The sequence below is a fragment of the Nonomuraea typhae genome, from assembly GCF_009760925.1.
Taxonomy (GTDB): domain Bacteria; phylum Actinomycetota; class Actinomycetes; order Streptosporangiales; family Streptosporangiaceae; genus Nonomuraea; species Nonomuraea typhae.
Genome location: NZ_VRLV01000029.1, coordinates 1 through 20455, shown reverse-complemented (window position 1 = coordinate 20455; position 20455 = coordinate 1). Strand labels below are relative to the sequence as shown.

Below are 20455 nucleotides of genomic sequence, written 5' to 3'. Positions count from 1 at the left end.
CGTGTCGGGATGGTGTGACGCCCCCCGCACCTCTACCGTCGCGACCGTGGAAATCTACGCAGTGGTCAACCAGAAGGGCGGCGTCGGCAAGAGCGCCACCACCAAGAACCTCGCCGCCGCCCTGGCCGCCCAGGGCGATCGGGTCCTGGTCGTCGACCTGGACCCCCAGGGCCACCTGTCCGACGCCCTGGGCCTGCCCGAGCCCCAGCCGCCGGCCACCCTCGCCGAGGCCATGCTGGGCGCCTACACCGGCCCGCTGCGCGAGATCATCCAGACCCACGAGTCGAGCGGCTTGGACGTCCTGGCCTGGAGCCTGGACATGTTTCTGCTGGAACCCAAGCTCTACGCCGCCCAGGGCAAGGAGTTCCGCCTCATGCACCTGCTGGAACAGGTCGATGACGGCAGCTACGACGTCTGCCTGATCGACTGCCCGCCCTCCCTGGCCGCGCTGACCGACAACGCCCTGGTGGCCAGCCAGCGCCGCAAGGGCAAGCGCAGCGGCGTCTTCATCCCCGTCCAGGCCGAAGACAGCTCGCTGCGCGCCCTGCGTCTGCTGTTCGGCCAGGTGCAATCCCTGGAGCACAGCCTTCGCATCCAGGTGGAGATGATCGGCCTGGTGGTCAACCTCTACGACAAACGGCGCGGCCGCATCGTGACCACCACCCTGGACGCCCTGAGGGAGCTCCCCCTGCCCATCCTCGCCATCATCGACGACCGCTCCACCATCCGCGAAGCCTGGCGAGCCCACGAGCCCGTCGCCATCTACGACCCCACCAGCGAGGCCGCCACCTGGTACGGCGACCTGGCCAAGGCCCTCAGGGCCAGCCGATGAGCGCCCAGCGCAAGGACGTCGGCCGCCCGAGCGTCGACGACCTGGCCGCCGGCCTCTCCGCCCGGTTCGGCACCGAGCACCAGGACGACACACCCGAGTCCGACCAGCCGCACACCGACGTAACACCCGCCTCACACCCCAAGAACACGCGCGGGGCAGAGGAGTCACACACCCGCCCGGCCCCGCCCGGCATGACCCGGCGCAGCCTCTACACCACCACCGCCGCCTTCACCGCCCTCGATGAGGCCGCCGCCCAGATCCAGAAGGCCACCAGCGGCCTGGTGCCCAAGCACGACATCCTCGCCCGGCTCCTTCACGCCGCCGCCGAGCAAGCCCCCGCCGTCCGCCGCCAGCTCGCCGCAGACCTGGCCCGACGCCTCCAAGACGCCGAGTGACACCCGGATGCGCCGAGCGTGTGACTGGCGTAACACCCGCCTCACACGCGTGGGTTTCGATGACGGGCCGGGTGCCCCCTAGGCTGGCCGAATGCTTCGGCAGCGAGTAGGGCCAACCGTGGCAACCGCGGAACGCGCGGGCAACGCCCAGAGTGAAGACGTTGTCATCGTGCTGCCTCATGCGGTGGTTGTTCTGGACGGCGCCACAAGCGTGGAACTGGGTCCTGGGAGTGGTGGCTGGTATGCCGACACCCTGGGGCAGGAATTGGCGCGCCAGCTCACTAGGCCCGACAGCAGCTCAGATCTACGCCACGTGCTGGCCGACTCCATCGCCCACGTGGCCGCGGCTCATGCACTTCTTCCCGGGCGATCTCCTTCGGCCGCATTGACGATCTTGCGTTGGACGGCAGAAACCATCGAGGGCCTGGTGCTCTGCGATGCAACCCTCGCTGTTCAGACCGTCGATGGGACAACATCGGTTCTGCACGATGATCGACTGCACACGTTCGACCATCCCGAGCGAGTGGCCTACCTTCAGGCGATCCGAAACGGCAGCGCCTTTGATCAAGAGCGGCTTAGACGCATGCAGGCGGTCACCCGAGAGCATCGCAATCAACCTCGGGGGTACTGGGTCGCCGAAGCTGCACCAGAAGCGGCGCATCAGGCGTTTCGGGCCCTCTGGCCGCGCGACACGATCGCAGCCGTCCTGTTGGTCACGGACGGTGTGGCCTGCGGAGTTGAGCCCTACCAAGTGCTCGCCGACTGGCCGGCGATGTTCGAGATGGTGAAGAACAAGGGCGCAGCGGCGGTGATCGATCTTGTCTACCAGGCGGAGCTCGCTGACCCCCAGGCCAGGCGGTGGCCGAGGTTCAAGACCCACGACGATAAGGCTCTCGCCGTCATCGACTTCTTGGGAGAGGACCGAGGGTGAACGGAGCTGATCACCCGCCCCTGCACTCCGTGAGCGTGGGCGCGGCCGTCATCGGCGACGACGGCCGGTTCCTGGCGATGCGCCGCAGCGACACCGGAGCCTGGCAACTGCCGGGTGGCGTCGTCGAGCGAGGCGAGGGGCCGCTGGAGGCTGTCCGGCGAGAGGTCCTGGAGGAGACCGGCGTCCTGATCGAGCCGGAGCGGCTGACGGGCGTCTACAAGAACATGCCCATGGGCGTCGTCTCACTGGTCTTCCGCTGTCACATGGTCGGGGGCGATCCTCGCCCCACGAAGGAAGCGACCGAGGTTGCATGGCTCACCCTCGGAGAGATCAAAGATCACATGGTCGAGGCGTTCGCCATCCGGCTGCAGGATGCAGCGACAACCGTCAACGAGGGGCCGCATGTTCGGCTCCACGACGGAATCAGCCTGATCGCTGAGCAGGAAACCCGCTGCTAGACAGTCATCCACTCATAGTCGAGCACATAGGCGTGGGTGGGCATCACATGGACGCAGACCTCCACCGCCCTGGCCTCTGCGGTCCAGCCGGTGTGGAAGATCTCGAAGACTCGCTGATCCTCCGTCATCGCCAGGTAGGAGATCTCCTCAGCGGTAGGCGGGCGCGCGGTGACGCTCTCGGTGATCCTGACCTGCTTGTGCCCGAGCTCGGCGAAGCGGCTGATGATCCCGCCGGGACCGGTGTCTTCCTGCTCAATGGCCGTCCCGGCCGCGATCTCCACCGGGATGTATGACGTGGCGACCTGCAGTGGGATGTCGTCGGCACCCATGTGACGAATCCGGGCGACGGTACTTGGCTCGTTTGGCGAGACTTTGAGGATCTCGGCGACCCTGGCTGGCGGGGCCACCCGCTCGATACGGACCCTGACTCGAGAAGTGCGGCCTAGGGCCTTCACTTCGACGTCGAAGGCACCGCGGCCGCGCTCGCGCTCATCGGTGCTGTAGCGGGCTGCAGCGTTCCGGACGATGGGCGGAAGCTCGGTCACGAACATCCCCACGCCGCGATGGACGCGTACCAGGCCCTCAGCCACGAGCACCCGAACAGCGTCGTTGACGGTCGCCCGAGAAACGCCCAGTTCATCTGCCAGCTCATCTTCCTTTGGAAGAGCGCTGCCCCGAGGGTATTCGCCGTCCGCGATGGCCTTGCGGATCACATCCGCGACGTGTCTGAACACGCTTCGCTTTGGGGTGCTCCTCATGGTCCGGACTGTACACGGTACGTGGTACATGTGGCCTAGGCGGTAGGTACCGCCTACTTGACGAACGCCTCCTTCGTCTGTCTACTCGAAACGGAACTTGTACGCGGTACGTACCGCGTACTCGCCACGTTCGGTAAGTCCGATTTTGCTGGAGGCCCCGTGAATGCCTGCGCCAGGCGGTCAGTCGGGGATCTCGAACGTGTACGACCAGGCGAAACGGCTCGCTGCATGGATTCCCCGGGCGTACTCGATGGGGCGCCCATCGGCTGTGCGGGTGACCCGGTGAAGCTCCACGACCGGCTCGCCGGCGGGGAGCTCCAGCAGCAGGGCCTCGTCTGCGGTGGGCATGCGCGCCGCAAGATCCTCGGTGATCTGGTGGGGGGGAAGCCCCTGGTCGGTGAGGACCTGGAACCCGCCGGACCGCCCTGCGATGCCAGGCCGGGCGTCCACCAGGGGCGTGCCTTCAACGTCGGCTTGCCGGTAGTACGAGGTCATGGTGTGGGTCGGCGTGTCGTCCCTGGTCATCACGCGGGCACGTTCGTAGACCGGCGCCCCAACCTCGATACCCAACGCGGCGGCCGTGCGCTCGTCTGCCTCGGTCAATCTGACGTCCTGGCTCTGGCCACCCTGCTGGATCACCGCAGGGCTGTCGGCCCGGCCGTCAACGCGAGCTTCTACCGTCGTTGCCTGCCAGTGGTGACGGGCGTACCTGTCGGGCCCCAGTCGCCGCACTGGGTGCGCCTCGCGCACGTACACGCCGGAACCGTGGATGGCGTTGACCAGCCCTTCGGCCTTCAACGCTGCCAGCGCCTTCAGGACGGGCCCCTGGGTGACTCCATACCGGGCGGCGAGGACCCTCACCGCGGGCAACTTGAAGCCCGGCGGCAACTGGCCGGATGCGATCTCCTCACGCAGGTCATCGGCGATCTGACGCGAGGGCAGGACGGGTTCGTTTGGCTTCATGACTCCACCGTACGCCAATTGCTCTACAGCACTTGCTTGACGAAGCTCCTTGATCAGCTTACGTTAAGTGCTGTACAGCACTTGCTGTTCACCACTTACGTTAAGTCCGCAAAGTCCGGATCGCAAGCAAGACGGCCCCGGTGCTGGAACACCGAGGCCGCCACGAGTCGCCGACCTGAAGGGACAACCGACTCATGTCCATCATGGACGACCTGGTCGCCTCAGGCGACAACCTGCTGACCGCCGAGGAAGTCGCCGAGGTCTACCGGGTCAACCCCGCCACCATCCGCCGCTGGGTGCGCGAAGGACGGCTCAAGGCCGTGCCGACGCCCGGCGGCCGCCTGCACCGCTTCCGCGAGCGCGAGATCCGCGCCCTGCTGGCAGAGGACGCCCAGGCCGACTCCGCTCTGGTCCTCTCCGCCGAGGTTGTCGAGGTGGGAGCATGATCCCCGCCTCCTTCGACCTCGCCCAGGTAGCCCCCGCGGCCGCAGGCGCGTTCGCGCTGCTGATGCTGATCGTGCTGGTCAGGCTGGTGCGAGGCTCTCGCAGCCGCAAGACGTCGGCCGCCATCGTGCAGGCCGTCCAGCCCGCCGGCGACCCGGCGGCCCCGCAGCGCAGCAAGTGGGCCCGGCGGCTGACCTACGTCGCCGCGCTGGCCAGCTCCGCCATCGCCGCCCAGGGCATGTTCCTGTGGCTGCGCGACGTGCTCGGCTTCCACCCGATCGCCGCAGCGTTCGCCTGCGCTTTCGTCGAGCTGGCCATGCTGGTCTCCGCCCTGCAGGCGCGCGACAACCTCAAGCACCCGCCCCACACCACCGGCCCCGACGGCAAGGCCGTCTGGGTGTTCGCGGCGCTGTCCGGCGTGCTGTCCGCCTCGCACGCCACGTCGGTGTCGGAGGCCTTCGGCCGCCTGGCCGTCACGCTGGTGGCGGGCTGGCTGTGGGAGCGCAGCCTGCGCATCGAGCGCACCGCGCTAACGGGCAAGTCCTCCACGCTGCGCTGGACGCTGACCCCGACCCGGCTGCTGATCCGGCTGGGCTGGGCAGACCCGACCACCCGCGACAGCAACGAGATCGCCGTCGAGCGGCGCATCGACGACTACGTGCGCGCGATCTACGCACTGCACCTGGCGAACGAGACGGGCAAGGCCCGCAAGATCAAGAGCGCCACCAGCCGATGGGAGCGCGCCTACCGCCGCGCAGTGGAGTACGCCCGCGTCGACATCGACCCCGCCGCCGCCGAGACGATCACGGTGAAGGTGGACGCCATCCGCGAGCGCCGCATGCTGGTGGAGCGGATCGGCACTCGCCCGGACGCGTACGCGACGGCCCGTACGGCTCACCTTCCCAGCGGTGCCGTACGGCTGGCCGAGATCACCCCGGGAACCCGTACGGACCTGGCCCCCGCCGAGCCCGTACGGCACGCCGAGGCCGCCGCCCGTACGGGCGACACCAGCGACCGCCGTACGGCCGTCGACCCGTACGGCCTGGCCCGTACGGAAGCGCCTCGTACGGCGCAGCCGCGTACGGAGGACGCGCCTGCCCAGCCCGTACGGTTCCCCGAGCCCGCCAAGCCCGTACGGCATGCCGAGTCGCGTACGGCCGCCGAGCCCGTCGACCGTGACGAGCTGATCGCCGAACTGCGCGATGAGATTCTGGCCGCCGCCGAGCGTGGCGAGAAGTGGACGCCGGACTACCTGGCGCTGGAGGCCCGGACCGGCTTCCGCCGCTCGTGGTGCGAGAAGGTCGTGCGGGAGGCCCGCAGCAACACCATCCGTACGGACCGCCCCGTTCCCGCTCGTATGGCCGAACCCCGTACGGCTGAGGACGCGCCCGGCCGTACGGCTGACGCCGAGGCCACCCGTACGGACGACGGCACCGAGGACCGTACGGCCAGCAGTGAGGACGCGCCCCGTACGGCCTTGCAGCCGGCGGCCGCGCCGCAGCCCGTTCCCGACACCCGTACGGACGACGTCGACGACCTGGACGGGGAGGCGGCGGCATGAGCACCTCGCAGATCCGTACGACGTGGACGGTGGCCTTCGCGCACGTGGCCAACCAGGCGTCCCGGGTGAAGGTCGTCTACGACCCCGCCGACCCGTACGCCGTGCACCTGCACTTCCCCTCGCCCACCGGGCGCAGCGCGATCGTGTGGACCTTCGCCCGCGACCTGCTGGAGCAGGGCCTGGCGCAGCACCGGCCCGACCCGGTCGGCCTGGGCGACGTCACCGTGGGCCCGGCCGAGGCCGACGACTACATCGAGATCACCCTGCACCCGCGCCGCCCGGAGGCCGTGCGGCTGTTCGCCCGCCGCGATGAGGCCACCAGCTTCGTCGCCCAGATCTACCGCAGGGTTCCTGACCAGCACGAAGACGAGTGGATCGACTGGTCGGCGTGGCTGACCGAGGTTCTGGGAGGTGCCGCGTGATCACCTCGAAGTCCGACGTCATCGAGGGCCTGACCCTGTGGCCCGCCGACGCTCCCGACCAGCCGCTGATGGCGGTGGCCACCTACCGGCGCGAGGACCCGTTCGCGCTGCGCCTGGTGTTCCTGGCCCGCGACGGCCGCACCACCTGCGACTACCTGTTCGCCCGCGAGCTGGTGGCCGACGCGCTGCTGGAGGAGTGCACCGGCCCGGTGGGCGCCGGCGAGGTCACCGTGCGGCCCGCCGATGGCCCGGCCTGGCTGGTGCTGAGCCTGCCCGGCCCCGAGCTCGGCGAGCCGTTCGAGCTGCTGGCCAGCCGCGACCGCCTGGCCGCGATCGTGGAGGCCACCTACCAGGTGGTGCCGCCTGGCCGCGAGCGTGACCTGGTCGACCTGGACGCGCTGGTGGCCGACCTGCTGGGGGCGATCTCATGACCGCCCTGCTCAGCGCCGAGGCCGGCCACCTCACCCGTGAGGAACTGGAGGCCGCCTACCACGCCTTCGCCCAGCTCGCGGCCGACCACAGCGACCTGCTGGCCAACGTCCGCGCGAGCGTGGCGGCCGCCGACCAGGGCGCGGTCGACCCGCTGCTGTTCATCCGCCACTACCTGGCCGCCCACGGCCAGCTCCCGCCCAAGGGCGCCCGCCCGACGCAGTTGCTGGCCAAGACCACCGTCCCGGCCCTGCTGACCAGGCGGGAGGTGGCCTAGATGGAGATCCTGCTGCCCTTCCCGGCCGCCACCGCCAAGGCGTTCGTCGGCACCGCGGCGGCCATCGGCGAGGCCCGGGACTGGGCGCGGTGCGTGCTGGGCGAGTGGTGCCCGCGCGTGGAGGACGTGCTGCTGGTGATCTCGGAGCTGACCACCAACGCCGTCATCCACTCCGCCAGCGGCGCGCCTGGCGGCCGGTTCGCCGTCCAGATCGAGCTGGACGCCACGTCGGTGGGGGTGACCTGCATCGACATGGGGCCCGCGCTGACGGCGGCGCCCCGGCCCCTCGGTGAGGGCGGGCACGGCCTGAAGATCGTCAAGAAGTTGGCCGACACCTACGAGGTCCAGATCCAGGACACCAGCCGGATCGTGTGCTGCTGGCTGGACTGGGCTTCCTCTCCCACTCATGACGAGCGCACATCGCGAGGTGAGAGCGCATGAATCCCACGACCAAGGACCCGGACACCCCCCGGACGGCCCACCCGGACACCCCCCCGGACATCCCCGGCGTGAGCAGGGGCGCGGCGCCGATGGCCACCGTGACCATGACCGCGCCCGCCGGCGTCGGCCAGGACGACGTCCTGCCGGTCAACGACGGCCAGGCCGACCCGGCGGACGTCACGATGACCACGCCGATGACCAGCGGCCAGCCCGCCGACGAAGACGACGACGCCGACGACCTGGAGGACCGGCAAGGCATCCCCGCCGGGCACCTGGCCATCGGCGGCGTGACGACGGCCGCGCTGGTGCTGGGCACCCTCTACCAGATGGCGGGCCTGCCCGGCCTGCTGTGGGGCGCGGCCGGGACCGCTGGGTCGGCCGGCGGCTACCTGTACTACCGCCACCGCCGCAACCACCCGGCCAGCAGGAACGGCAGCGGCGCGACGTCGACCGGCAGCAGCTCGCCGACCCGCACCGGCGGCGGCCCCCGTCTGGGCGCCTTGCTGGGCGGCGGCGGCCGGTCCTCCCGGTCCGGTGGCCTGTTCACCGGTGGCCGCGATTCCGGCGGCTCGGGTGGCGGCCGTGGTGGCCGCCGCCGGGGACCCGGCGGCGGCAGCCACGACACGCCGACCGGCGGGCCCACCAGGTCCCGGCGGCGTAAGCGCGACGGCGGCGGGACGTCAACCGACACGTCGACCACCCCCAGGCCCAAGGGCCGTCGAGGCCGCAAGCAGCAGGCCATCGGCGCAACCAGCACGTCGACCAGCAGCGGCAGGCGCGGCAACGCGGTAACCCGGCCGTTGCGGGCCGTCGGCAGAGGTCTGGGCGCCGCAGGCCGGGCCACCGGCCGGGCGATCAGCCGCCCCGCGCGCGCCACCGGCCGGGGCATCCGGCGCGGAGCCGCCGCCACCTGGCGCGGCAGCCGCAAGGCCGGGAGCTGGATCAACGCCCGCACCGGCGGCCGCGCCGGGCGCGCCGCGCGAGCGACGTGGAGCGCTTGCCGCCGCGCGACCCGTGCCACCGGACGCTGGATCGACCGGCGCACCGGGCGGCGCCTGTCGGCCGCCTGGGACGCCAGCAGCGCCGCCCAGGGCTTCGGGCAGGCGCGCCGCCGCGCGGCCGCCGCCCTGTGGAAGTGGGACGGCCAGGTCACCGCCTCCGCCGTCGCCCTGCTGGCGCTGCTGGTGGGCCGCTGGAGGAAGCGCAAGGCCGCCAAAGCAGCGTCGCAGGACGCCACCAGCTCGGAGGTCGCCGCATCGGCCTCCGAGACGTCGAACGGGTCGGCCCGCCGGCGCCGTCGACGTCACCCCTACACGCCGCCCCAGGGCGGCCCGACCAGGAGATACGCCATGTCTGGATTCCCGCTCGCGGCCGCCGCCGCCGAGATGAACGCCGTCGCCGCCAGCTACGCCCCCGAGGACATGTGGGCGGTGGCCCGGGAGCTGGATCAGCTCCCCGAGCTGCCCGGCAACATCGCCATGGCGCTGCGCACCTACACCGCGCGGTTGCAGGGCGAATACCCGATCCACCCGGCCGTGGTGGAGAAGCTCGCCGAGCTGTACGCGGCGCACCGTCAGCTCATCGCGCTCGCCCAGGAGGTGGCGCCGCTGTTCCGCACGGTGCACGCCGACGACCTCAAGCGAGACGAGGCGCCGCGCACGGGCGAGCCCATGTGGAACGTCTGACCGGCTTGACCCCGTACGACCAGCTCGAAGGAGATATCGGTGGGCACCACCAACACCCGCAAGACAGGCAAGCCCGGCCAGAGCGGCGCGGACTGGTCGCTGGCCCCGCGCGGGCCGGTCTCGGCGACCGCCCAGGGCGCCCTGGCCCTGGCCGCGGCCGCCGTGGTGGGCGACGTGGCCGCGCTGCCCCCGTGGTGGGGCGCGGCGGCCACCGCCGCCGGCGTGGTGTCCACCGTGCTGGTGTCCTCGCGCCGTAACTGGGGCCCGGCCGCGCTGCTGTACCGGCTGGGCTGCTGGCTCGGCGCCGGCGCCTGGTGGACCTACACCCTGTTCGACACGGTGTGGACGCAGGCCGCTTGGGGCGCGCTGGCGATCGGCGCGGTGGCCGCCGGGCTGCTGTCGCCGCTGGGCAAGCCGATCCCGAACCGGCGCCTGCGCAGCGCCACCGCCCCGCCGCGCGGCGCGGCCGGGCTGATCTCCCGCAAGGCCAGCCTGATCGGCCAGGACTGGGAGGCCCGCATCATGCGGGTGTGCCGCATGCGGGTCCAGGTCCACAACGTGGTGCCGTGGGTCACCGGCGCCGGCTACGACGTGCACCTGGAACTGCCCGGCGGCGGCACCACCCGCCAGCAGCTCGCCAACTACGCCGAGGCCCTGGCCACCGACGCCTGCCTGCCCGAGGGCTGCAGCGTGGAGGTGGCGGCCGCGCCCGGCGGCCACCGCGGCATGGTCGTGCTGCGCGTGTCCACGGTCAACCGGATGGCGCAGGCCATCACCTACCCCGCAACCTTCACCGTCCAGTCCATCCTGGGCGACCTGACGCTGGGCGAGTACCCCAACTCCGACCCGACCACGATCCACATCCGCCAGGAGTCGGTGCTGATCGTCGGCAAGAAGGGGTCGGGCAAGACCACGCTGCTGCAGGACGTGTCCATGGAGCTGGGGCGCTGCGGCGACACCCTCGTCTGGCACATCGACCTGGGCGGCGGCATCACCCAGCCGTGGATCGACGTGTGGCTGGACGGCAAGGTCGAACGCTGCCCGATCGACTGGGCGGCCACCGACCGCGACGAAGTCGTCCTCATGCTGGACGCCGCCCTGCACATCGCCAAGCACCGCAAGACCGCCTACCGCAAGCTCAAGCGCGCCCACAACACCAACCTGCTGCCGGTCAGCGCCGAGCTGCCGGAGATCGCCATCGTGCTGGACGAGGGCGCCGAGTCCTTCAAGGACCCCCAGGTGGCCAAGCTGCTGGGCGAGGTGCAGAACATCGGCCGCGAGCCCGCCATCAACCTGGTCGTCTCCGCCCTGCGGCCGACCTCCGACCTGGTGCCGGTCAACATGCGCAAGCAGTCCGGCGTGCGCATCCTCATGCACGGCCCCGACGATGACGAGATCGGCCACATGTTCACCAAGTGGGGCCAGGGCCTGTCCATGGACGCCCTGGCCGGGCCGGGCACCGCGTTCATCTCCATCGGCGGCTCGCACCCGCGCCCGTTTCGCGCTCACAACAACCACCCGGCCATGATCGAAGCGGCCGCCATCGCGGTGGCCGGAATCCGCCCCGACCTGGACGACGCCTCCGCCGACGCGGCCGGCTACTGGTACGAGACCCGCTACGAGCGCATGCGGCAGACCTTCACCGCCACCGCCGACGACCTCGACGAGGAGAGCACCGGCCCCGCCCCGGCCCGGCCGGGTGCGGCGGTCGCCGTCCCCGCGCACCCGGGCCGCCCGGCGCCGATGCCCGCGCCCAAGCCCTACCCCGCGCCCTACTCCGCGCCGGGCGCCGGGCAGGGCGGGCGGCACCTGGTGTCGGTGCCCGAAGGCGCGTCCGCGACGGACTGGCCCGACCTGATGAACCCGATCCCCGCTCCGCCCGTCCGGCAGCCGACCGGATCGGCCACCGACTGGCCCGACCTGATGAACCCGATTCCGCAGCAGCCCGGAGCGGGGCCGCAGGCCGGTGCCGGGCAGGCGCGGCCGCTGCCGGAGATCATGCGCCGGGTGCTGGAGGTGTTCACGCACGCCCGCGCCAACCGCATCCATTCGGAGGCCCTGGCCGCCGCGCTCGGCATCGTCGACGGCACCGGCAACGGCGACCCCGTGGCGCTGGCCGCGCTGCTGCGCCCGCTGGGCGTGACCCCGCTCAAGCGCGCCTTCCGCGTGAGCGGCACCGAGGCCCGCGGTTACGCGCTCGTCAACGTGCGGGCGGTCGCCGAGGGCATCGCGTGCGGCGAGATCGCCGTGCCGGCGGAGGTCGCCGAGTGGAGCGTGGCGTGAGCCGCCGCCCCGCCAGGTACCCGGACACCCCCCGGACGGGGGACCCGGACACCCGCACACCCCCGTACGCCCCCGGACGTCCCCCCGGGACGGCCCCTGACCAGCACCAACCGCTCGACCTGTCCGGGGTGTCCGGGAGGACACCCCCACCCCCTGCAGCCGCCTCAGCCCCGCTCACCCCCTGTCGCTCCACCCGGACACCCGGACACCCGGACGACCGGGACACCTGTCGGAAAGGAACACACGCGATGACCACCCAGCCGATGACCGGCCCGAGCACCGAGCCGAGCACGGGCCCGGCCGACGGCACCATCGAGGGCCGCATCATCAACGCCGTCGACTGGCCCGACCTGCTGGCCACCCCCGACGCCGAGCACCAGGACGACCCGGCGGGCGAGCGCTGGCGCGAGTGCGCCGGCTGCGGCACGCCCTTCGACCACGACGGGGTGCCCGGCCGCCCCGGCCTGCTGTACTGCGCACCGGAGTGCGAGGCCGACGACCGCGACGATGACGACCAGGACGACGACGGCCAGGACGCCGAGCCGATCGAGCCCGCCGCCTACCAGACCCGCGACGCCGACCCCGGCAACGTCGGCGAGGTCGACGACCGCCAGGACCACGACGACGACCGCGGACAGTCCGGCGAGGACGACGGGGAAGCACCCGCGTGGAAGGCGATGGACGTGGAGCTGGTCGGCCTGGCGATGCTGACCCGCACGCTGAGCCAGGCCGCCGGCGTCGACCCGGTCCTGGTGACCCTGCGCACCGACCTGCCCGAGGGCGGCGGCGAGTCCTCCGTCGACCCCTGCCACCGCGACGTCGTCCGCATCAGCCTGGACGCCGCCCTGCTGGATCAGTCGACCCGGCTGTGCGGCGTGCAGGCCCACGAGATCGCCCACCAGGCGCTCGGGCACTCCACGCGGCCCCGCCCGTGGCGGCGGGGCGCCAGGATGCTGGCCCTGCTGATGGGCGTCGGCCTGCCCATCGTGATCTCCTACAGCCTGTGGTGGATGTGGGCGGCCGCGCTCACGCTGGCCGGGCTGTTCTACCTGATCGACGCCGCCCAGGCGCGCAAGGAGGAGAAGCGGGCCGACGTCCTGGCGTCCCGGCTGCTGACCCGCGTGGGCCGCGACGGGTTCGCGATCACCACCGCCACCCTGGCCGCCTCGCCCGCCGACGGCCTGGCCTTCCGGCTGGTGGGCTGGATCTTCAGCAGCTACCCCACCCGCCGCGCCCGGCTGCGCGCCGTGGCGGCCGCCTCGCCGCAGCAGCGCCCGTCTCTGGCCACGATCGCCCAGCGCTCTGACACCGCGTTGCGCGGCTCGGCGCTGCGCACCGTCCGCGTGATGGCCGGGCTGCTGAGCGCGGCCGCCGTCGGCCCGCTGTGGCTCCACGACCGGTTCAGCGCGATGTTCGGCCTGTCCGGGATGCCGCTGCTGGTCATCTACGGCGGGGTGGCCGCCGCCGTCGTGGCCACCGCCTACAACGCCTACCGCGGCCGCCCTGGCCCGCTGCTGGCCTACGCGGTCCTGGCCATCACCGCGGTGCTGACCTTCATCGCCGCGGTGACCTGACCGGCACCCCCGACCAGCCCGTTCCACCCACCCGTACCGATCAAGGAGTCAACGCCATGACAGAGATCATCACCGTCGGGGAGCTGACCGAGGCCCCCGAGCACCCGCCCGTGGGCACGGGCATCTACGGCATCGAGCGCCGCGCCCGGACGCAGCTGTACGGCGACGCGCTGCGCTGGGCCAGCGCGCTGACCATCCGGCGCCACCTGGCCGGCGTCGTCATCGCCCACGCCGACATCGTCTTCGACTTCCTGACCGCCGCCACCAGCAAGCACGACCTGGAGCTGCGCGGCCGCGCCTGCCGCCTGCAGCACGCCAACGACATCTCCGACCAGACCTGGCGTCCCGACGACGACCCCGAGGCGTTCGTGCAGCGCGCCGGGCTGCTGTACGAGGCGATGACCGGGGCCGGGAACGCCTTCCAGACCCTGGAGGCGGGCACCTGCCCGGGGTGCATCGGTCGCGGCTCGGGGGCGCGCTGCTGCATGTGCGGCCGGGCGATCCCCGCCGAGCTGCAGCGCCCCCACGGCCAGCCCGCCTATGAGGGCGACGTCGTCGACACCGGCTGTGCCGACTGCCAGCACGGCCGCACCCACACGCACCTGCCCCCGAGGGCGAGCTGACCGCCAGCCCCGCCCCCAGCTCTGCCGATCAAAGGAGATCAGCGATGCCCTTCATAGTCATGGCGCTGTTCATGGGTGTCACGGTCCTCGCCTATCTCATCGAGGGCGCCGCCATCAACTGGGCGGTCGTCGTGGCGCTCGGTGTCGTAGCAGCCATCGCCGACAGCGTGTTCGCCCCGCCCAACTCGATCTCGAAGACGAAGCGATAGGCCGACGGGAGCCCACATCATGATCACCAAGCCGGTCATGTTCTTCGTCCTGCACTGCTCGGCGTGCAACGCAACCTGGGAGGACGACGACGAAGCCGCGCCGTACTGGAGCGATCGCGAGGCCATCGCCAAAGCCTTCACCGGCCACAGCGACGTGTTCGGCTGGCGCCGCGCCGGCGAGCGCTACCTGTGCCCGGCCTGCCACGTCGTCGACGACGGCCAGGTGGTGGAGAAGGAGACCGGCCTGCCCGCCGTCGACCAGGCCGCCATCACCCACGCCCAGATCCGCTACGCCCGCACCCTGACCGCCTGGCGGCACCTGGACGACGACGCCGCCCTGGACGTGCGCGAGCTGCTGGCCGACGTCGACGCCGCGATCCTCGCGACCATCACCACCGCCCTGACCACCATCACCACCGGGCCGGGCCAGAGCGGCCGGGCCGACCAGGTGGCCATCACCACCTGAACGCGCGACGGGCGCATCCCAGGGTGGCCAACCGCCAAGTCATCCACCCAGGACGCGCCCGCTACCTCACCCACCTGCTGACCAGGAAGGCACTCACCATGATGCCCAACGACGCCGACACTTCGGCCGTCGACCGCTCGATCACGGTCGTGCTCGCCGAGTACGAGCGGCTCAAGACCGAACAGACCGCGCGCATCGGCTTCCGCGACAACCTGCTGTACGCCACCCTCACCGCGATCGCGGCCATCGCCACCGTCACCGCCTCAACCGCCCGGCTGGAGCTGCTGCTGGTGCTCCCGCTGACCGGCATGGTGCTGGGCTGGACGCACCTGGCCAACGACCACATGGTCTCCGCGATCGGCCGCTACATCCGCGAGGACCTCACCCCCCGCCTGGCCAACCTGATCGTGGGCTGCCCCCGCGCCCAGTTGTTCGGCTGGGAGCACGACCACCGCGGCGACACGCGCCGCCGCTCCCGCCAGGTGCTGCAACTCTCGGTCAACCTGGACACCTTCTGCACGCCATCGGTGGCGGGCCTGGTCGTCTTCTGGGCGTTCGGGAACCCCTCGCCGCTGCTGATCGCCGTGTCGCTCATCGAGCTCGGCGTGGTGGCCATCCTGGCCGCGCAGATTATCGCCTACAGCGGCCTGCTGCCCGCCAGGAGGCAGGCATGATCGCTCCCGGCCCGGCCCCGGCCGTCGTCGACCCGGTGGCCATCGTGAAGGGCGAGGCCGACGCCGCCCGCGCCGAGCTGGCCCGCGTCGACGCCAAGGCGGCCGCGCTCATGGGCTGGTCGGGTACGGCGTTCGCCATCCTGGCGGCCGCCGCCGGCCTCGTGACGCTGCCGTCGATCTGGACGACCGCCACCGTCGTGCTCGGCGCCGCCTTGCTCGCCGCCGCCGTCGCGGTGCTGCTGTGCGTCGTCAGGCCCGCGCTGGCGCCCAAGAAGGGCCGCTACGGGTTTCTGGCGCACGCCGCCACCGGCGACCCCCAGCAGTTGCTGGCCGCCCTGCTCACCGACCCCACCGCCCGCCTGGCCGATGAGGCGCTGCGCCTGGCCACGCTGACCGCCGCCAAGTACCGCCGGTTGCGCCTGGCGGTCGATCTGCTGCTGGTCGCGCTCGCCGTCCTTGCCGCCGCGCTCCCGATCGGGGCGTGGACATGACGACCACCGACGTCCCACAGGCGAGCACTGCCCCGACTTTCGGGCTGCAGGGCCCCTGCCGCCATGGTGCCGGTCCCTGCGGCGCAACCCCGACCCGTCCCTACCCGTGTGGGCCGCGCTGCGCCGCGCACACCCCGGCCGCGCTGGCTGGCCGCCCCGAGCCGTCCGGCGGCTACTGCGCCCCGGCCCGCTGCTACTGCGGCACTTGCCCGGCCGCCGAGCCGACCACGGACACCCCGTCGTCGGCCGACCCGGCCAGCGAGCACCGGGAGGCGGCGTGACCACCTCCACCACGACCGGCCCCACAGGCGAGGCGCAGGCGATCGAGGCGCTGCTGGCGCACCTGACCGACGTCGACGTCGCCGAGCTGCTGGAGCTGGCCCGCACGTTCCCCGGGCCGCGCATCGCGGATGACGCCAAGCGCCTGACCCGCGAGCTGGCCACACTGCGCCGCCGCCTGATCAAGGCCGTCGGGTCGGTCATCGACCGGCCTTCGGCGGTCGACGACACCGGCCCGGCCGACCAGGGCGCGGGCGAGCTGCCCGCGCACCAGCCGCGCCCCGCCGCGACCTGCACCCCGCGCAAGCCGCGATCGCCGCGTGTGCCCAGGAAGGGCCAGGGCCAGTTGGAGGACAGCCCGCTGGTCAGCCGCGCCTACCCGCACACCGCTGACGAAGTCGCCGCCGTCCAGCGGCTGTGCCAGACCTACGCCCGCACCCCCGAGGAAGCCAGCGATCTGATCGACATGCTCGGCGTGGCCTCCTGATGACCAAGCTCGCCTCCCGCACCCGGCCCTCGCCCACTTCCCCGGGCGAGGGCTCGGCGGCCTGCCTGTCTGGCATCCGGCGCGTCACGGGAGCCGCGCCGAGCCGTACGGCACACCGCCGGAGTTTCGTCGACCAAAGCGGCGTCCGCCGGCGCGCTACGCAACCCAGGGCGGCGATGTCCGTTCTGTGGGCTTCAGGGTGTTCTCGCGCCCACCTGACGCGACACGCGCGAGGAATTCCGCGCGTCTGGCTGTCTCCACAGCCTGTCAACGTGGAAGGATGCGGCACTGACTACCCATTGATCATTGGAGTCACACAGGACAAAAAGAAACGCCCCGCAGAGCGGGGCGCCTCACAACAAATTTTCACGTGGTTGGTTTACGCAGCTCCGAAGCTTTTGCCGGGCGAAAGAGCTGAATACACCAGCGACGTGAGCGGTTTCTTCACGTCTGGAATCGGATGCTAGCAGAGCGCCAGACGTTCAGCCCAGCACGCCCTGAGATCGACTCGGCGTGTCGCTCGCTGGACGCAACACCCCCCCATCACAGCGTTCCTCGCCCGCCGTGCGAGGTTCACGGACTGGGCAACGACCCGGCCTGTACGGCCTGTCGCCTTCTACGGCGCGTTGCGATCGAAGTCGCCATCACGGCGGTCAACGCGATCGTTGGCCCGGCCGTCCCGGCCCGCTCGCAACGCGCCTGGCTCAAGGCCCTGGAAGAGCACCCCCGGGTCGTCATGATCCGTAGCGATGGCAGGCGCAACCTGATCGCCGAAGCGCGGGTCATGATGTGGCGCGCCTCGCGCCCAGAGGTCAACCCGGCCGTGTTGGTGTCGCGCCCCACCAACAAGGTCATCATGGAGCGCACCGGGCTGAAGAAGACCGCCTCGCAACGGTGGCGCACCTTCATGCGCGAGCTCGGGTTTCTCGGGACTGTTACCGAGGGGTCGACACCGGGCACGCGCTCCGGTGGCCAGCATGACGGCGCGGACAACCTGGCCGCCGAGTACGTGCTGCTGGTGCCACTGGCCCCCGAGCTTCCCCGCCTGCAGCCCGTCGACGCCCCCGAGGCGGCCACCGGAGTACGGCAGGAACGGGCCGCCGAGACCGGCCCGGAGACGGTTATCCACAGCCCCGCCGCGCCTACTTCTGTGGAAGGAAGTCGACCCCCCTCTGTTGATCTCTCTATAGAGAGATCAACAGATAGAGAACTCCCCGTCGTACGCGCGCACGCGAGCCAGCGCGGTAACAGTCCGGCTGTCGCCGGACGCGCCGACAACAGATCTCGCAAGATCGGCCGCGCGGACGTCACCGCGTTGCGGTGGCCGCTGAACGTCACGCCGGGAACTCGAGCGGAGATGTTGTTGGCCGCCGAGGCGCTGCGCGCCACGAGCGGCACGCTGGCGAAGCTGTCGGCCAAGCACCTGCGGTCCATCCTGCGCGAGTTCTTCGCCGCCGGGTGGAGCCCCTACGACGTCAAGCACGCCCTGGACAACCGCGCCGACGGCAGCCAGTGGATCCACACCGAGCTGCCCCGCTTCGTGCCCGGCTGGCTGCGCCACCGGCTGGCCGCCTGGCGCGACGACGACGGCCAGGTGCTGCCCGGCCGGACCCAGCGCCTGGAGGCCGCCCACGGCGTACGCCGCACCCAGAACACCACCCTGGCCACGCTCGCCGAACCGGCGGACCCGCCAGCCGCCGACGTCACCAGCCACGCCAGCGCGGCCCGCGCCGCCCTGGCCGAAGCCAGCCCGAACGCCGCCGCCGCGATCGCCAAGCAGGCCATCCGATCCACCCGACTTTACAATGTAAAGACCGGCGGATCGGACAACCCGCTGCCCGACGTCGACCACGCCCAGCACGGGGCCACCGAGCCTTTCGAGGTCTTCCGCCGCGAGGTCCTGGAGCCCCTCGCGCTGTCCGGCAACGACGTGGGCACGCGCGGCGAGCACGCCGAACGCGCCTGGCTGCAACGGGTCACGATCGCCCGGCAGCACGACACCACAGGACGGTGACCGATGCCCACCACCACCTCCGCCACCACCCCGGCCGACGGGGCCCCGCCCGTTTCGTCGTCGCGGCGCCGGCGGCGGCCGCCGCGACGCAACAGCGCCACCAGCGGCCAGCTTGGCGGTGCGCGATGACCGCCTCGCCGTCGACCACGTCGACCACCACGGCGTGCCCGGTGTGCGGCGGCGTCATCGCCCAGGCCGCCACCGGCCGCCCGGCCCGCTACTGCGGAACCCCGTGCCGCCAGGCCGCGCACCGCGCCCGCCGCCGCGTCGGCGAAGCCGAGACCCAAGCCGCGTGGCTGCGCGGCCGCCTGGTCGACGAGCTGGACCGGCTGCGCACGCTCAGCGCAGAGCTGGAGGCCGCGCTGACGGCCGTAACCAGCCCGGCCCAGGACGACGACCAGAACGACGACGTGACAGCCCTCCAGGACGTTCTGGAGGGCCTGGAACTCCCCGAGCCGCCCCAGGACGGCAGAGGTCGAGACGACGGGTTGCCCACCGGCTGGGAGCCGTCCGTGAGCGACCTGGCGCGCCGCCTGGCCACCCTCGCCTCCACGATCGCCAGCGACGCCCGCCAGCACCAGGCCGCCGTACGGGAGTGGGAGTACGCCGCCCGCACCGCCGGGATTCGTCGTGCGCCTGCAGCTGCAAGCTCGGGCGACGAAACCAGCACCGAGCACCGCTAGCAAGCCCCCCCCTACGCGAAGGAGTTCGCCATGCCCGTCCCCGCCGTCGACCTCGCCGAGACCGCGCCGGTCCAGATCATCAGCTTCGGCTACCTGCACGACGCGGCTCCGGTGGCCGACATCACCATCGACGCCAGGCGCAGCCTGCGCAACCCGCACCACAACCCGGCCATGGTCGACCTGACCGGCCTGGACGACGTGGTGCGCCAGCATGTGCTGGACACACCCGGCGCGCCGGGCATCATCGCCCGCACCGCCAACCTGGCCCGCGGCCTGATCGAGGACCTGCAGCCCGGCCGCCAGGTCACCGTGGCCACCGGATGCGCCGGCGGCCGCCACCGCGCCGTGGCCCTGGCCGAAGCCATCGCCCAGACTCTCCGCGAGCACGGCCTGGCGGTCGACGTCGACCACCGCGACGTCGCCAAGCCGGTCGTCCAACCCCGATGAACACGCTCACCGCCCGCAGGCCCGGCGGTCAGTCCTCCGAGTCCCACAGCGGCGGCCAGTTCCTGGCATCGCTCGGCATCGGCTCGCGCGTCGCCGCCCGCGATCGCCGTGGTGCCGCCGAGGCCGGCGCAGGCTCGGCGGGCGGCGGTGCGGGCGCCGGAACCGGTGGCGGCGCCGTCGGCGGTTCGGGCGAAGGCATCGGGCCCCGGGTCGCGGCCACCGCGGCGGCCGCGTCGACCGGGCCGGACCCGGTCGTGGTCGACCAGTCGCCCAGCCCCTTGCGCTCGCCCGGCGTGTAGGTGACCACGCAGCCCGAGCCGGGCAGCGCGGCCGCCGCCGCGATGGCGGACGGCAACCTGGCCAGTAGATGATCAGCGCCGGTCCGCGCCTTGCCGCCCCGGCCGAAGTCGGCCAGCAAGACGGGCTTGGAGGCGTTGCGCACCTCCACCATGACCGTCCAGCCCAGACCCGGCACCCGGTCGACGAACATCCCGGTCACCAGGTCCGCCGCCACCAGACGGTCGTCCAGATCCCGCAACCACACAGTCGCCACGGCCATAACCGCAGTGTGACAACCCAGTCCCGCATTGACCAGGCCCGCCCCCCCGGCCCGCCGAGGGCGGGCCTGC

The 20455-nt window shown here is 72.0% G+C and carries 26 protein-coding genes; 23 read left to right on the top strand and 3 right to left on the bottom strand.

Going from position 1 to position 20455, the window contains the following annotated elements; translation table 11 throughout:
* The first annotated feature begins 46 nt into the window (after positions 1-46).
* The 4 genes from FVE25_RS52990 (at position 47) to FVE25_RS52975 (ending at position 2616) form a co-directional block, all read left to right on the top strand.
* A complete protein-coding gene (locus FVE25_RS52990; protein ID WP_157255074.1) occupies positions 47-832 on the top strand; it encodes a ParA family protein in 786 nt (261 codons plus the stop codon).
* The gene (locus FVE25_RS52985; protein WP_157255072.1) at positions 829-1227 is read left to right on the top strand and encodes a hypothetical protein; all 399 of its coding nucleotides are present in this window, start codon (positions 829-831) and stop codon (positions 1225-1227) included. The genes FVE25_RS52990 and FVE25_RS52985 overlap by 4 nt, the downstream gene beginning before the upstream one ends.
* Positions 1228-1345: 118 nt before the next feature.
* The gene (locus tag FVE25_RS52980; protein ID WP_219826062.1) at positions 1346-2158 is read left to right on the top strand and encodes a protein phosphatase 2C domain-containing protein; all 813 of its coding nucleotides are present in this window, start codon (positions 1346-1348) and stop codon (positions 2156-2158) included.
* 35 nt (positions 2159-2193) lie between these two features.
* Complete coding sequence (locus tag FVE25_RS52975; protein WP_343046201.1) at positions 2194-2616, top strand: NUDIX hydrolase; 423 nt, start codon at positions 2194-2196, stop codon at positions 2614-2616.
* Here the strand turns inward: FVE25_RS52975 and FVE25_RS52970 are convergent.
* Both FVE25_RS52970 and FVE25_RS52965 read right to left on the bottom strand, forming a co-directional pair.
* Complete coding sequence (locus tag FVE25_RS52970; protein ID WP_157255066.1) at positions 2613-3374, bottom strand: GntR family transcriptional regulator; 762 nt, start codon at positions 3372-3374, stop codon at positions 2613-2615. The two genes, FVE25_RS52975 and FVE25_RS52970, sit on opposite strands and share 4 nt — an antisense overlap.
* 180 nt (positions 3375-3554) lie before the next feature.
* Positions 3555-4337, bottom strand: coding sequence for a GntR family transcriptional regulator (locus FVE25_RS52965; RefSeq protein ID WP_157255064.1), 783 nt, complete (start codon positions 4335-4337; stop codon positions 3555-3557).
* A 194-nt stretch (positions 4338-4531) separates the two neighbouring features.
* On the opposite strand from FVE25_RS52965, the gene FVE25_RS52960 reads away from it, so the two are divergent.
* From FVE25_RS52960 to FVE25_RS52870, 19 genes are all read left to right on the top strand, one after another.
* A complete protein-coding gene (locus FVE25_RS52960; RefSeq protein WP_343046200.1) occupies positions 4532-4783 on the top strand; it encodes a helix-turn-helix domain-containing protein in 252 nt (83 codons plus the stop codon).
* Positions 4780-6342 (top strand): hypothetical protein, encoded by a 1563-nt coding sequence (locus FVE25_RS52955; protein ID WP_157255062.1) that lies wholly within the window; start codon positions 4780-4782, stop codon positions 6340-6342. The genes FVE25_RS52960 and FVE25_RS52955 overlap by 4 nt, the downstream gene beginning before the upstream one ends.
* Entirely contained in the window at positions 6339-6764 is a 426-nt protein-coding gene (locus FVE25_RS52950; RefSeq protein WP_157255060.1) for an SsgA family sporulation/cell division regulator, read from the top strand. Before FVE25_RS52955 ends, FVE25_RS52950 begins: the two co-directional genes overlap by 4 nt.
* On the top strand, positions 6761-7195 hold the full coding sequence (locus FVE25_RS52945; RefSeq protein WP_157255058.1) for an SsgA family sporulation/cell division regulator: 435 nt from the start codon (positions 6761-6763) through the stop codon (positions 7193-7195). Before FVE25_RS52950 ends, FVE25_RS52945 begins: the two co-directional genes overlap by 4 nt.
* Positions 7192-7470 (top strand): hypothetical protein, encoded by a 279-nt coding sequence (locus tag FVE25_RS52940; RefSeq protein WP_246268869.1) that lies wholly within the window; start codon positions 7192-7194, stop codon positions 7468-7470. The genes FVE25_RS52945 and FVE25_RS52940 overlap by 4 nt, the downstream gene beginning before the upstream one ends.
* Positions 7471-7911 (top strand): ATP-binding protein, encoded by a 441-nt coding sequence (locus FVE25_RS52935; RefSeq protein ID WP_157255056.1) that lies wholly within the window; start codon positions 7471-7473, stop codon positions 7909-7911.
* Positions 7908-9596, top strand: a complete 1689-nt coding sequence (locus FVE25_RS52930; RefSeq protein ID WP_157255054.1) for a hypothetical protein — start codon at positions 7908-7910, stop codon at positions 9594-9596. The genes FVE25_RS52935 and FVE25_RS52930 overlap by 4 nt, the downstream gene beginning before the upstream one ends.
* 39 nt (positions 9597-9635) lie before the next feature.
* The gene (locus tag FVE25_RS52925; RefSeq protein ID WP_157255053.1) at positions 9636-11879 is read left to right on the top strand and encodes a hypothetical protein; all 2244 of its coding nucleotides are present in this window, start codon (positions 9636-9638) and stop codon (positions 11877-11879) included.
* A gap of 248 nt (positions 11880-12127) precedes the next feature.
* Complete coding sequence (locus FVE25_RS52920) at positions 12128-13453, top strand: M48 family metalloprotease (RefSeq protein WP_157255050.1); 1326 nt, start codon at positions 12128-12130, stop codon at positions 13451-13453.
* A gap of 56 nt (positions 13454-13509) precedes the next feature.
* Positions 13510-14076 (top strand): hypothetical protein, encoded by a 567-nt coding sequence (locus FVE25_RS52915; RefSeq protein WP_157255048.1) that lies wholly within the window; start codon positions 13510-13512, stop codon positions 14074-14076.
* A gap of 44 nt (positions 14077-14120) precedes the next feature.
* On the top strand, positions 14121-14285 hold the full coding sequence (locus FVE25_RS52910; protein ID WP_157255046.1) for a hypothetical protein: 165 nt from the start codon (positions 14121-14123) through the stop codon (positions 14283-14285).
* 19 nt (positions 14286-14304) lie between these two features.
* Positions 14305-14751 (top strand): hypothetical protein, encoded by a 447-nt coding sequence (locus FVE25_RS52905; RefSeq protein ID WP_157255044.1) that lies wholly within the window; start codon positions 14305-14307, stop codon positions 14749-14751.
* Between the two features lie 23 nt (positions 14752-14774).
* Entirely contained in the window at positions 14775-15425 is a 651-nt protein-coding gene (locus tag FVE25_RS52900; protein WP_219826061.1) for a hypothetical protein, read from the top strand.
* Complete coding sequence (locus FVE25_RS52895; protein ID WP_157255042.1) at positions 15422-15916, top strand: Pycsar system effector family protein; 495 nt, start codon at positions 15422-15424, stop codon at positions 15914-15916. Before FVE25_RS52900 ends, FVE25_RS52895 begins: the two co-directional genes overlap by 4 nt.
* Positions 15913-16197: a hypothetical protein gene (locus tag FVE25_RS52890; RefSeq protein WP_157255040.1), complete on the top strand. Its 285-nt coding sequence runs from the start codon at positions 15913-15915 to the stop codon at positions 16195-16197. Before FVE25_RS52895 ends, FVE25_RS52890 begins: the two co-directional genes overlap by 4 nt.
* Positions 16194-16682: a hypothetical protein gene (locus FVE25_RS52885; protein WP_157255038.1), complete on the top strand. Its 489-nt coding sequence runs from the start codon at positions 16194-16196 to the stop codon at positions 16680-16682. Before FVE25_RS52890 ends, FVE25_RS52885 begins: the two co-directional genes overlap by 4 nt.
* Positions 16683-17418: 736 nt before the next feature.
* A complete protein-coding gene (locus tag FVE25_RS56780) occupies positions 17419-18696 on the top strand; it encodes a hypothetical protein (RefSeq protein ID WP_157255036.1) in 1278 nt (425 codons plus the stop codon).
* Positions 18693-19379 carry a hypothetical protein gene (locus tag FVE25_RS52875; RefSeq protein ID WP_157255034.1) on the top strand — a complete coding sequence of 229 codons (687 nt, stop codon included), beginning with the start codon at positions 18693-18695 and terminating at the stop codon, positions 19377-19379. Before FVE25_RS56780 ends, FVE25_RS52875 begins: the two co-directional genes overlap by 4 nt.
* A gap of 30 nt (positions 19380-19409) precedes the next feature.
* Positions 19410-19826 carry a RapZ C-terminal domain-containing protein gene (locus FVE25_RS52870; protein ID WP_157255032.1) on the top strand — a complete coding sequence of 139 codons (417 nt, stop codon included), beginning with the start codon at positions 19410-19412 and terminating at the stop codon, positions 19824-19826.
* 28 nt (positions 19827-19854) lie between these two features.
* Here the strand turns inward: FVE25_RS52870 and FVE25_RS52865 are convergent, their stop codons facing one another.
* Positions 19855-20385, bottom strand: coding sequence for a hypothetical protein (locus FVE25_RS52865; RefSeq protein WP_157255030.1), 531 nt, complete (start codon positions 20383-20385; stop codon positions 19855-19857).
* Between the last annotated feature and the right edge of the window lie 70 nt (positions 20386-20455).